The 13680-nt window shown below is 30.3% G+C and carries 9 protein-coding genes; 3 read left to right on the top strand and 6 right to left on the bottom strand.

The window, feature by feature from the left end; genetic code table 11:
* Positions 1-10 precede the first annotated feature (10 nt).
* Positions 11-487 carry a 30S ribosomal protein S7 gene (gene rpsG, locus I0K12_RS02090; protein WP_196885244.1) on the bottom strand — a complete coding sequence of 159 codons (477 nt, stop codon included), beginning with the start codon at positions 485-487 and terminating at the stop codon, positions 11-13.
* A 25-nt stretch (positions 488-512) separates the two neighbouring features.
* On the bottom strand, positions 513-887 hold the full coding sequence (rpsL, locus tag I0K12_RS02095) for a 30S ribosomal protein S12 (protein WP_196885245.1): 375 nt from the start codon (positions 885-887) through the stop codon (positions 513-515).
* Between the two features lie 249 nt (positions 888-1136).
* Between rpsL and I0K12_RS02100 the strand changes: the two genes are divergently transcribed.
* The 3 genes from I0K12_RS02100 to I0K12_RS02110 all read left to right on the top strand — a co-directional run bounded on the left by I0K12_RS02100 (position 1137) and on the right by I0K12_RS02110 (position 7533).
* On the top strand, positions 1137-2741 hold the full coding sequence (locus tag I0K12_RS02100) for a POTRA domain-containing protein (protein ID WP_196885246.1): 1605 nt from the start codon (positions 1137-1139) through the stop codon (positions 2739-2741).
* A 105-nt stretch (positions 2742-2846) separates the two neighbouring features.
* Positions 2847-6056: a SusC/RagA family TonB-linked outer membrane protein gene (locus tag I0K12_RS02105; protein ID WP_196885247.1), complete on the top strand. Its 3210-nt coding sequence runs from the start codon at positions 2847-2849 to the stop codon at positions 6054-6056.
* Between the two features lie 10 nt (positions 6057-6066).
* Positions 6067-7533: a SusD/RagB family nutrient-binding outer membrane lipoprotein gene (locus I0K12_RS02110; protein ID WP_196885248.1), complete on the top strand. Its 1467-nt coding sequence runs from the start codon at positions 6067-6069 to the stop codon at positions 7531-7533.
* A gap of 72 nt (positions 7534-7605) precedes the next feature.
* Here the strand turns inward: I0K12_RS02110 and I0K12_RS02115 are convergent, their stop codons facing one another.
* The 4 genes from I0K12_RS02115 to I0K12_RS02130 all read right to left on the bottom strand — a co-directional run bounded on the left by I0K12_RS02115 (position 7606) and on the right by I0K12_RS02130 (position 13583).
* The gene (locus tag I0K12_RS02115; protein ID WP_196885249.1) at positions 7606-9561 is read right to left on the bottom strand and encodes a LysM peptidoglycan-binding domain-containing protein; all 1956 of its coding nucleotides are present in this window, start codon (positions 9559-9561) and stop codon (positions 7606-7608) included.
* Positions 9562-9574: 13 nt separating this feature from the next.
* Positions 9575-11107 carry a glutamine-hydrolyzing GMP synthase gene (gene guaA, locus I0K12_RS02120; protein WP_196885250.1) on the bottom strand — a complete coding sequence of 511 codons (1533 nt, stop codon included), beginning with the start codon at positions 11105-11107 and terminating at the stop codon, positions 9575-9577.
* A 329-nt stretch (positions 11108-11436) separates the two neighbouring features.
* On the bottom strand, positions 11437-12429 hold the full coding sequence (gene obgE / locus I0K12_RS02125) for a GTPase ObgE (protein ID WP_196885251.1): 993 nt from the start codon (positions 12427-12429) through the stop codon (positions 11437-11439).
* A 44-nt stretch (positions 12430-12473) separates the two neighbouring features.
* Complete coding sequence (locus I0K12_RS02130) at positions 12474-13583, bottom strand: adenylate kinase (protein WP_196885252.1); 1110 nt, start codon at positions 13581-13583, stop codon at positions 12474-12476.
* Between the last annotated feature and the right edge of the window lie 97 nt (positions 13584-13680).

The following is a 13680-nucleotide window of genomic DNA, read 5'->3' on the forward strand; positions in this document are numbered from 1 at the left end:
TTAATTTATATTAGAATCTAAAGTGTGAGAAAGCTTTATTAGCGTCCGCCATTTTGTGAACATCAACTCTTTTCTTAACAGCAGCACCTTCTTCTTTAGCAGCAGCTAAAATCTCTGCAGCTAATCTTTGAGCCATTGATTTTTCATTACGCTTTCTAGCGAAAAGAATTAACCATTTAATAGCCATAGATACTTTTCTATCTGGTCTAATTTGCATTGGAATTTGGAATGTAGCTCCTCCAACACGACGACTACGTACTTCTACGTGAGGCATAACGTTAGATAATGCATCTTTCCAAATTTCTAAACTAGATTTTTCTTCATCTTGTTTCTTCGCTTCTACGATATCTAATGCATCGTAAAATACTTTAAAAGCTACAGACTTCTTTCCGTCCCACATTAACATGTTTACGAATCTTGTTACTAACTGATCGTTAAACTTTGGATCTGGTAAAAGAACTCTTTTTTTCGCTCTTCTTTTTCTCATGTTGTTTCTTTAAAAAATTAAAAATTTACTTCTTAGGACGTTTTGTACCATATTTAGATCGACGTTGAGTTCTTCCTTCAACACCAGCAGTATCTAATGCTCCACGAACGATGTGGTATCTTACCCCTGGTAAATCTTTAACTCTTCCTCCCCTAACTAATACTATCGAGTGCTCTTGTAAATTATGTCCTTCTCCTGGGATGTAAGCATTTACCTCATTACCGTTAGTTAAACGAACTCTGGCAACTTTACGCATTGCAGAGTTTGGTTTCTTAGGCGTTGTAGTATAAACACGTGTACATACTCCTCTTCTTTGAGGACATGAATTTAAAGCAGCCGATTTACTCTTCTTAGTTATTGTGGTTCTTCCCTTGCGTACTAATTGTTGAATAGTTGGCATACTAAAATTATATTAATTACGTTTTTATTTTATTAATTCTCTGTTTTTTAGAGTGTGCAAATGTATGAATTTTTTCTCTTTAATCAAACTCGATAGTATTAAATTTTAAATTCTTAACATTTTATTCTTACTTTCGCAAAAATAACAACAAGTACTTAGGTGAAAAATCTTAATATCAAACTTTTATACTTCCTTATTAGTAGCTTTTTTCTTTTCATTTCTACTGATTTTTATGGTCAAACTTACATTTTGAAGGCGTTAAATTCGACAAAAAAGAATTTAAATGAGAGTAATTCTATTACGTATAAAAACCATTTTAAAGAGAAAGATTCTCTTCTAAAAGAAGTCGTGTTAATTCAAGAAAAATTACAATCTCAAGGATACTTTAACGTAAGTTTAATACATCAAGAAATCATCCAGGATACAACTTTAGTTCAATTTAAGCTTGGACAAAAGACTGACACCATAAAAATTCATGTAAAAAAAGAAGATTTAGCTTATTTTGACAAAAAAGATTGGGATATTTCGAAAGACAATACATTTATTGTTGCACCTGAAAAATTAGAGAAATTATTAAATACTATTGTTTCTTCTTTTGAAAATAACGGATTCACTTTTTCTAATGTTTCTCTAAACAATATTTATTTAGATAAAAATATAATGGAAGCTGATTTGGTTATAGAAAAGTCTACATTCAGGAAAATTGATACTGTAATTATTGAAGGTTATAAAAATTTCCCAAGATCTTTTGTAAAACATAAATTGAGGTTAAAAAAAGGAAGTTCTTTTAGTAAAGAGAAATTAACCAACGCTTCTAAAATTTTAAACTCTATTCCATTTGTACAAGAAATTAAATCTCCTCAAATATTATTTACAAAAGACACCACTGCGGTTTATCTTTATTTAAAAAAACAAAATAGAAATGTTTTTGATGGACTTATAGGTTTAAATTCAGATGAAGAAAGTGGAAAAATAAAATTTAATGGACATTTAAGATTAGAGTTATATAATTTATTTAATAATGGAGAGGAAATAAAAATTCGTTGGGAAAGTCAACCTGATGAAAAGACCTTATTAAATATAGGTGCAAAAATTCCATATATTTTTAATTCCCCTATTTCACCTGAAGCCAATTTGGAAATTTACAAACAAGATAGTTCATTTGTTTCTACAAAATTTAATTTCGGATTGACTTATAGCTTAAATGCACAAAATGAACTTGGAGGATATTACAGTTCTGAAAGCTCTTCGAACTTATTGAATTCTACTTTGGCAAATCAAACTTTTGAAGATTTTGATAATCAATTTTATGGTTTACGATATCGAAATATTAATTATAATAATTCGATACTTCAGCCTTTAAAATTTTATTTTGAAATAAGTCCGTCTATTGGAACTCGAAAAGCAAAAGAAAATTTAACCCAACAAAAAATCACTCTTAAATCCTTTTATCTATGGCAATTAAATAGAAGAAATTTTATTTTTCTTCAAAATCAATCAGCACATTTAAATTCCACAGATTATATTTTAAATGAATTATTTAGAATTGGAGGAGCAAGTTCTTTAAGAGGTTTTAATGAAAATAGTATTTTTGCATCTTCCTACAGTATTTTTAATATCGAATACCGTTATTTACTTTCCAATTTATCTTATTTATATAGTATCACAGATTTTGCATATATAAATAATGAATTAGATGAAATTTCTTCTAACGGTTATGGTCTAGGGATTGGGTACGTTTATTTTAAAAATAATAGCAAGATTAACCTTAGTTACGCCATTGGAAGCTTTCAAAATCAAAATTTTAACATTAATAATTCTAAATTTCACATTAAATTCTCCTATTTTTTCTAGTAAACACTAACAATACACAACTATTTGATATTGTTTAACTTAAAATTGTTTTATTTAACATTTTTTTATAATTTCTAGGTAGTAATTAATCAAACAATTTTACCAATGAAATTATTAATACGTAAAAATCTTGTGTGGGTACTTATTTTTGTGCTTTCGCAGGTTTGTTTTGCACAAACCAAAACAATTACTGGTACTGTTAGTGATGAAACTGGACCTATTCCAGGAGTTAACATTATTATTAAAGGAACTTCTACCGGTACAAACACAAATTTTGAAGGAAACTTCGAAATCGAGGCATCTCCAGACGATGTTTTAATATTCACATATGTGGGATATAAAGATATTGAAAGAGTTGTTGGAGATAACACTGAGTTTTTTATAACTCTTGTTGAAGACACAGAAGCTTTAGACGAAGTAGTAGTAACCGCACTAGGTGTTTCTAGGGACAAGAAATCACTAGGGTATGCTACTCAAGAAGTTAAAGGAGATGATGTTAATACTGTAAAAAGTGGAAACTTTGCAAACGCTCTTTCTGGAAAAGTTTCTGGGGTACAAATTAAAACCAATAATAATATTGGTGGATCAACAAATGTCGTAATTCGTGGAGTTTCTTCTTTAACAGGAAACAATCAAGCATTATTTGTGGTTGATGGTGTTCCTATTGACAATTCAAATACAAATGGTGTTAATCAAGAAACTGGTCGAGGTGGTTATGATTTTGGAAATGCGGCTTCAGATATCAACCCTGAAGATATAGCATCTATAAATGTATTAAAAGGTGCAGCTGCTTCTGCCTTATACGGTTCTCGTGCTGCAAATGGTGTTGTTATTATTACAACAAAAAAAGGTAGTAAAAACCAAGGTATAGGAGTAACTATTAATTCAGGTATTTCTACAGGTAGTATTGATAAAACTACATTTCCTAAATATCAAAAGCAATATGGAGCTGGATACGGGCCTTATTATGATGGACCAGGAAATCACTGGTTCGAAGTGGATTTAACTGGCGATGGTATTTTAGATCAAGTAGTCCCTGTAAGTGAAGATGGATCTTATGGTGCTGCTTTTGATCCAAATTTACAAGTTTACCATTGGAACTCTTTAGACCCTGAACTTCCAACTCACTTACAAAAAAGTCCATGGGTATATCCTGAAAATGATCCATTAGAATTTTTTGAAACTCCTGTAACATATACAAATAGTTTTAGCTTAGATGGAGGAAGTGAGACTGGTTCTTTCAGGTTAGCTTATACAAAATTTAACCAAGAAGGAATTCTACCTAATAGTGTCTTAAATAAAGATATCATCAATTTTAATGGTAGTAATAACTTTACAGATAAATTTCAAGCTTCTATAAATGTAAGCTATAACAGAACAAAAGGTCGAGGTAGAAACTCAACAGGTTATAGTGATAATATTATGTCAATGTTTAGACAATGGTGGCAAACTAATGTCGATGTTAAACAACAAAAAGATGCTTATAATCTTACTAAAAGAAATGTCACATGGAACTATGCTTATCCTACCGATTTAAAACCTATTTATTGGGATAACCCATACTGGCAACGATATGAAAACTACGAAACAGATATTAGAGATAGGATTTTCGGAAATATTGCAATGACTTATGAAATAACAGATTGGGTTAATGTTTTTGGAAGAGTTTCTGTAGACTCATATCGAGAAATGCAAGAAGAAAGAATTGCTATTGGATCACAAAGAGTTTCTGAGTATAGCAGATACAATAGGAATTACTCTGAATTCAATTATGATCTGATGTTTAATTTTGATTATAACATCAGTGAAAAACTTCATATAAAAGGAATAATTGGAGGAAATTTAAGAAGGCAAGAAATCAATTCAATTGATGCATCAACAAATGGAGGTTTAATAGTTCCTGGACTATATACTTTAGCAAATTCAGCTAATCAAATTTTAGATCCAATTGAAGCTAAATTAAGAAAAGAAATTGGTGGTGTATATGCTAGTGCTTCACTAGGGTATGATAATTTCATATTCTTAGATGCTACTTTTAGAAGAGATCAATCTTCTACTATAATATATAACGATGGTGCTTTCAACTACCCATCAGTAGCAACAAGTTTTGTTTTTTCAAACTTAACCGAAGCTTCATGGCTTTCATTTGGTAAAGTTCGTTTAAACTATGCTGAAGTTGGAAACGATGCTCCTATTTATTCAACATATGACACTTATGTAAAATCAGATAGGTTTGAAGGAGAAACATTATATTCAGTTTCAGGAGTGAAAAAAAATGAAGATTTAAGGCCTGAAAGATCATTGAGTTGGGAAGCTGGTTTAAATATGGATTTTATTGGAAAACGTGTTGGTTTTGATTTATCTCTTTATAATACGAAAGTAAAAGATCAGATCTTAAATGTAGCACTTTCTCCAACATCAGGATTTGGAAGTAAATTCGTAAATGCTGGAGAAATTCAAAATAAAGGTATTGAATTAAACTTATACGGATCCCCAATTAAAACGGATCATTTCAAATGGAATATCAATATTAACTGGGCTAAAAATGAAAACAAAGTAAATGAGTTATTTGATGATGTAGAAAATCTGCAATTAGGAGACTTTCAAGGAGGTGTTACTATCAACGCTATGATTGGGCAAGCTTATGGTGTAATTCAAGGTACTGATTACGTTTATCATGAAAATGGTCAAAAAATAGTAGATGAAGATACTGGTTATTACTTAAGAACTACTACTTCTGATAATGTAATTGGAAATGTTACACCTGATTGGAATGCAGGGATAACAAACAGTTTAAGCTACAAAGATTTTTCATTAAGTTTTTTAATTGATATTCAACAAGGAGGAGATGTATTCTCATTAGATCAGTATTATGGTCGTGCAACAGGTTTATATGAAGAAACAGCATTTATTAATGACTTAGGAAACCCTGTAAGGAATCCGAATGATGATGGAGGTGGATTTATTAATCCAGGTGTTAATCCTGATGGAACTCCTAATACTACCAGGGCAAGTGCTGATTCTTTTGGATCTTGGGGATATAGAAGACTACCAAATAAAGCATTTGTATACGATGCTTCTTATGTAAAATTAAGAGAGATTTCTTTATCATATAATTTTAAAGACCTTATCAAAGATAAATTTATAAAAGACTTAGTAGTAACACTTACTGGATCTAATCTATGGATTATCAGTAAAAATCTACCACATGCTGATCCTGAAGCAGGCTTAAGTTCTGGAAATTTACAAGGATTCCAAAGTGGACCTCTTCCAACAACTAGAACTTATGGATTTAATGTTAAATTAAGATTCTAAAAAACAAATTATGAAAAAAATATACATATATATAATCATCTCATTTTTTATTCTTGGTTGTACAAAAGACCTTCAAGAATTAAATATAGACCCTAAGAATCCGCAGACGGTTCCTAGTGCTACTTTATTTTCAAATGCAGAAAAGAATTTAGTAGATCATTTAACAACACCAAATGTTAACATTAACGTTCTTCGATTATTTTCTCAATACTGGACACAAACGACCTATATTGATGAATCAAATTATGATATTACTACTAGAACTATTCCTGATAATGTATTTAATAGACTTTATCTTGGTGTTCTTAAAGATTTAGATGAAACCAAAGTTGTAATTAATAAGGAACCTATAGATGTAAATAATCCAAATGCTGAAATCGAACGTAAAAATCAACTAGCAATTATTGAAATTTTAAATGTATATACTTATCAAGTTTTGGTTGATATTTTTGGAAATGTTCCTTATACAGAGGCATTAGACATAGAAAATCCTCTACCAAAATACGATGATGCATTAACAATTTATAAAGATTTATTATCAAGATTAAATACTGCAATTTCAAATTTAGATACTTCGAAAGACAGTTTTGGTCCTGCTGATCTTATATATAATGGAAATACTCAAATGTGGCATAAATTTGCCAATTCTATAAAAATAAGACTTGCAATGAGATTAGCTGATGTTTCTTCTGAAACAAGTGCTATAACAACTGCTTTGAATGAAGCTGTTCCAAATGCTTTTATGTCTAACGCAGATAATGCTATATTTCAATATTCTAAATTACCACCAAATACAAATCCAATTTGGATAAACTTAGTACAATCAGGAAGGCATGATTATGTTCCTGCAAATACAATTGTTGATAAAATGAATACTCTAGAAGACCCACGAAGAATGTTGTATTTTGATGGAAACATCAAAGACGACAATGATAATGTGATTTATAAAGGAGGTATTTATGGGGCAAGTAATAGTTATAACAATTATACTCATGTTGCTTCTCAAGTAGAAGCTCCTGATGCAAGAGGTATTCTGATGACCTTCACTGATGTATCTTTCTTTTTAGCAGAAGCAGCTGAAAGAGGGTTTTATGGATCTTCAAGTGATGCTATAGCACACTATGATCTTGCAATTACAGAATCTATTTTATATTGGGGAGGAACAGTTGAAAATGCAATTGACTATTTAGCAAACCCAGATGTGAATTATAATACTGCTAGTGGTGATTATAAAGAGAAAATAGGTACTCAAAAATGGCTAGCTCTTTACAATAGAGGTTTTGAAGGATGGACAGAATATCGAAGATTAGATTATCCGATGTTAGTTGCTCCTGATGGCGCTCAAGTAGATATTGTACCTACTAGATACACTTACCCTATTAATGAGCAAACATTAAATCCACAAAATTACCAAGCAGCTTCTAGTGCAATAGGTGGAGATTTATTAACAACAAAACTTTTCTGGGATAAAAATTAATTTTACCCTAAATAAAATCAATAAAAAACCCGAGTATTTTACTCGGGTTTTCTTTTAAAATATATTTTATTTTTAATTCAATACATGAACATTTAAATCTTTATCATATTGAAGGATAAAAGTTCCTTGGTTTTCAAAACTAATTGAAGGATTTTTTTTGTAATCAAACATAGTCCCAACTCTTCTTGAAACTCCGTCTTCTACTGCTCCATAAATAGAACCATTACTTAATAATCTAACTAAAGAATCATAAGTTGTATCAAATCCTTGTACCGAAAACCTACTTGGCGTTCTATGGTATTTTTGACGGTAACTCTCATAAAATGCTTTTACATTTTCATCTTCCATATTGATATAATTCTGAGTTGGAAAAGTGAAATTCAACTTTCCTAATAAATTAACATCAATAAAATTGAAATTCTTTTGTTTCACTAAGGACATCAATTGTATATCATAAAAATCTGCATCATCATCACTATCAATATTCATAGGTATAAATTCTTCCTCAACATCATATAATCTTCCAATATTTAACAGCTTAAGGTGATTTAAGACACTTATAATCACTTTATCTTTCGTAGTAACTATAATTAAATTTTCTTTCTTTGGATCTAAGCTATCAAGTAATTCTTTATTCTTAATATAACTTTCTTCTTTCGGAATTACTTTTACAACTGAAGCTGTACTATCTTTACTTTTTAATTGAGATTCTATTAAATCTAATAATTTATTATTTTCCATTTTTCCATCACCTAAAAGGATGATGTTTTGACTTGGATAATAAGAATTAAACATATAGTCTAAAATAGAAACTTGTAATTCTGTTTGGTTTGGAGCTGCTTTTATTAAATTTCTAGCATGAAAAATATGATTATCCTTTTTAGAATACCAAGGAACAACTACAGGAACTGTTCTATTCGTATTAGCTACATAACTAGCATATTTTAAATGTAAAGGTCCAACAAAAATATCTGCTCTAGACAAATCATTTTCTTCATTGATTTTCTTTAATTGATCTATCGATTTTTCTGTATCAAAAACATGTATATTAATTTTTGCACCTTGAGATCTTAAAGAATCTACTGCTTCCATTGCTCCTAAATAAAAATCAGTTGATGCAGAAAGTAATGAAGGTTTGCTAGATGGTGCTTTAAAATACCTTTGAGTTAAAGTATCACTCAATTTAGATATTTTGAACGGTAACATCAAATATGCATTTACTTCTCTAGAAGTATCAATAGAATCCATAAATACTTTTTGCTGCATATATGAAGTTGTTTCTACTTCTTCACTTACTATTATTTCTTGTTCAAGTTTTAAACCTTCAATTAATTCTGGATTTAACTCAATTAATTTTTCTTTTGTAGTATTATATTTCTTAGTAAGACTATAAAAAGTATCACCTTTTACAACAGTATGATACTCTTTCTTAACATTTTTCATTCCCCCTCTTGGCTGAACTGTTACAGTTCTTTCCACCATCATAGGAATTTTAAGTTTTTGATTAAAATCTAATTCATCAGATTTTAAACCATTAGCAATTATTATTGAATCTAAAGAAACATTGTATTTCTTAGATAAAGCATATAAATTATCTCCTAACTTAACTGTATGGATCGAATCTATATGTTTCATAACTTTTTTTGTTATCGGCCTAGTTCTAATATTTGAGACTTTAGTAAAATCTCCATCAGAATTTTCTTTTCTTGACTCAAGTTTTTCTTGTAATATTTCCAGCTGATCTTTCTTATTACTTGTTGAACTTGGTTCAAGAACAACTTCTTCCTTTGTATTATTTTCATCATAACTCTTATTAGGAATTATAATAATCGAATTTACTCTAGGATTTTCATCAACATCTGGATTCAGTCTTAAAAGATCCTTTTCCTTCAAATCATTATCTTTTGCGATACTTTCTATCGTTTCTCCCTTCTTTACACGATATGATAAATATTTCTTACCTGTCTGTGCGTTAACAGAAATTAAAGTGCAAAAAAATACTAAAAGAAGAAGTTGTAATTTTTTCATAATCTATGATTTTTTATTCCCATTCAATTGTTGCAGGTGGTTTCGAGCTTATGTCATAAACAACTCTATTTACACCTCTAACCTTGTTTATTATTTCGTTTGATATTTTTCTTAAAAATTCATAAGGTAAATCTACCCAGTCTGCTGTCATTCCATCTGTAGACTCTACAGCTCTAAGTGCCACTACCTTTTCGTATGTTCTTTCGTCTCCCATAACCCCAACAGATTCTACTGGAAGAAGCATAGCTCCCGCTTGCCAAACGTCGTCATACAAATTCCATTCCTTTAATCCATTTATGAAAATAAAATCTACTTCTTGTAAGATTTTCACCTTCTCATGAGTTACATCTCCAAGGATTCTAATCCCTAATCCTGGTCCTGGGAATGGGTGTCTACCTAATAAATCTTCATGAATCCCTAAAGATTTTCCAACTCTACGAACTTCATCTTTAAATAACATTCTTAGAGGCTCTACAACTTTAAGCTTCATGTAGTCAGGAAGACCACCTACATTGTGGTGTGATTTAATTGTAGCAGAAGGTCCACCAGTTGCAGAAACAGATTCGATTACATCAGGATAAATAGTTCCTTGACCCAACCATTTAGCATTTTCTACTTTGTGTGATTCTTCGTCAAATACTTCAATAAAAACACGACCAATTATTTTTCTTTTTTGTTCTGGTTCAGTTACACCTTCAAGAGCTGAAATAAATTTATCAGATGCATCTACACCTTTTACATTTAATCCCATTCCTTCGTATTGTTTTAATACGCTCTCGAATTCTCCTTTTCTTAGAAGTCCATTATTTACAAAAATTCCTTGTAAATTATCTCCAATTGCTTTGTTTAATAAAACAGCTGCAACTGTAGAATCAACTCCTCCAGAAAGACCTAATATTACTTTCTCATCTCCAATCTTTTCTTTTAAATCAGAAACAGTATCTTCAATAAAAGAACTTGGTGTCCAATCTTGAGAAACTCCTGCGATATTTACTAAGAAATTTTCTAAAAGTTGTTTCCCATCTGTTGAATGATATACTTCTGGATGAAACTGAATTGCGTAAGTGTTTTCACCTTCAATTTTATAAGCAGCATTTTCTACATCTTTTGTCGAAGCAATCATTTTATAATGACCTGGTAATTCTGTGATTGTGTCACTATGACTCATCCAAACTTGACTACCATTGTCTATATTTTGGAATAGTTCACTTCCTTCTTCAATAAAAGTTAAATGAGCTCTTCCATACTCTCTTGTTTTTGAAGGAGCTACTTTCCCTCCAAAGAAGTGAGCTAAATATTGGGCTCCATAACATACAGCTAATAAAGGTAATTTCCCTTTGATATTATCTAAATTAGGGTGAAGAACATCTTCTCCTCTAACAGAGTTTGGACTTCCCGATAAGATAATAGCTTTATATTCTGAAGTGTTATCCAATACAAAATTGTATGGTTTTATTTCGCAAAATATGTTGAGTTCTCTAACTCGACGTGCAATTAATTGCGTGTATTGCGATCCGAAATCTAATATTAGTACTTTGTGTTGCATTCGCAAAAGTAAAATAATTTCAAAAATTAGATGTTCTTTTGTTCATAATTTTTATCTATAATATTTAATTTTAAAAAAAATGAACAGTATACCTTGTTTTTTTATTGAGAATTAGTGTTTTATAAAAAATAAATTTAATTATTATTAACGATAATAGCTTAATTTTTAAATTATAAAAGTTTATTTAAATAATCATATATGTTAATAAGCAAAAATCTATTTATTGATTAAAGTTAATAATTAAATTTTTAAACACCTAAGAATTAAATCAATAAAAAAAGAGATTATTTACAATAAATAACCTCTTTTATAAAATATTATTATACTTTTTATGAATTAAGCATTGCCCAAAGTTTATCTTTCAACTCTGTAATACCATAATTGGTTACAGAAGAAATATAAATATGTTCCAAATCTTTTGGTAATTCAGCAGTCAATTCTTCTTTCAACTCTTCATCCAACATATCCGATTTTGTAATTGCTAATAATCTTTCTTTATCTAACAATTCTGGATTATGCTTTTTCAATTCATTTAATAAGATTTCATATTCTTTTTGAACATCATCCGAATCAGCAGGAATCATGAATAACAAAGTAGAATTTCGCTCAATATGGCGTAAGAAACGATGTCCTAAACCTTTTCCTTCTGCCGCTCCTTCGATAATTCCAGGAATATCTGCCATCACAAAAGATTGATAATTTCTATACTGTACAATTCCTAAGTTTGGTTTTAAAGTCGTAAACTCATAATCTGCAATCTTAGGTCTTGCTGAAGTAATCACAGATAGTAAAGTCGATTTTCCAGCATTTGGAAATCCTACTAAACCAACATCAGCTAAAAGTTTCAACTCGATTAAAAACCATCCCTCTTCTGCAGGAATTCCAGGTTGTGCATAACGAGGTGTCTGGTTTGTAGAAGATTTGAAGTGCCAGTTTCCTTTTCCTCCTTTTCCACCTTCACAGATGATAATTTCTTGCTGATCTTCTGTTAATTCATATAGAACTTGGTTTGTTTCTCCATCACGAATAATTGTACCTAATGGAACATCAATATAAACATCATTTCCATCTTTCCCAGTACTTCTACTCGCACTTCCGTCACCTCCTTGATCTGCTTTAAAATGTTTTTTAAATTTTAAATGATATAAAGTCCACATATCTTTTGTCGCACGAACAATCACGTGTCCTCCACGACCTCCATCTCCTCCGTCTGGACCACCTTTATCTATATATTTTTCTCGGTGTAGGTGCATAGATCCTTTTCCACCTTTTCCAGATTTCGCATGGATTTTTACATAATCTACAAAATTCCCTTCTGTCATATCTCTATATCTTTTATGATAAAAACAATTTTAATTTATTTGGATTATAAACTATCAATAACGTTACTTAAACGACCTGTAATATCTTCAATACTTCCAACACCATCTACTCCATAATACTCATCTTTCGCATCGTAGTAATCTTTTAATACAGCTGTTTTCGTGTTGTATTCTTCGAAACGATTTTTGATTTTAGAAACATCTTGATCATCTGTTCTTCCACTAGTTTTTCCTCTTTCTAAGATTCTATCAACTAATAAATCTTCTGGTACTTCTAAAGCAACCATTCCGTTGATTTGAGAACCTTTTGTTTCTAAAAATTTATCTAGAGCAACAGCTTGTGATTCTGTTCTTGGAAAACCATCAAAAATAAACCCTTGCGCTTCTGCATTTTTGTTTACTTCTGCTTCTAACATGCTAATAGTAACTTCGTCTGGAACTAAGTTTCCGTCATCCATGTAAGTTTTAGCTAATTTCCCTAGTTCAGTTTCATTTTTGATGTTATATCTGAAAACATCTCCAGTTGAAATGTGTACAAGGTTGTATTTATCTTTTAAAATTTCAGCTTGTGTTCCTTTTCCTGCACCTGGAGGTCCAAATAATACGATGTTTGTCATTTTTCTTGGTGTTGTCAATTTATAAATTGAAGCTAAATTTCTTCCCAAACCATCGTAATCCAATCCATAACCAACGATAAAATCATCTGGAATTTCCATTCCAACATAATCTACTGGTAAATCTTTTTGATACACATCTGGTTTCAAGAATAAAGTAGCTGTCTTTAATTCTTTTAAGTTTTTGTCTGCAAAAATTCGGTGTAATTCCTCTAAAGTATTTCCTGTATCAATAATATCTTCAAGAATAATAACTGTTCTTCCAGTTAAATCTTCGTTGATACCTACTAATTGTTTTACTTTTCCAGTACTAGATGTACCGTGATAAGAGGCTAATTTTAGAAATGAAATTTCACAAGGAGCGCTATACTCTCTAATAAAATCGGCTACAAATAAGAAACATCCATTTAAAATTCCAATAAATAAGGGCGTTTCATCTTTATGATCTTCTTCTACTTGTTTTGCTAGAGAAATTACAGCTTCTCTAATCTTCTCCTCTGAGATGTACTGCTCAAAATACTTGTCATGTAGTTTTATCATTTCCTCAAATTTTACAATTCCCTACAAAGTTAAAGAATACCATAAATAATTCCATACGAATTTTGTTATATATAATTCAAAAACAGTATGTAAAGAA

It is taken from the genome of Aureivirga sp. CE67, from assembly GCF_015767245.1.
GTDB lineage: Bacteria > Bacteroidota > Bacteroidia > Flavobacteriales > Flavobacteriaceae > Aureivirga.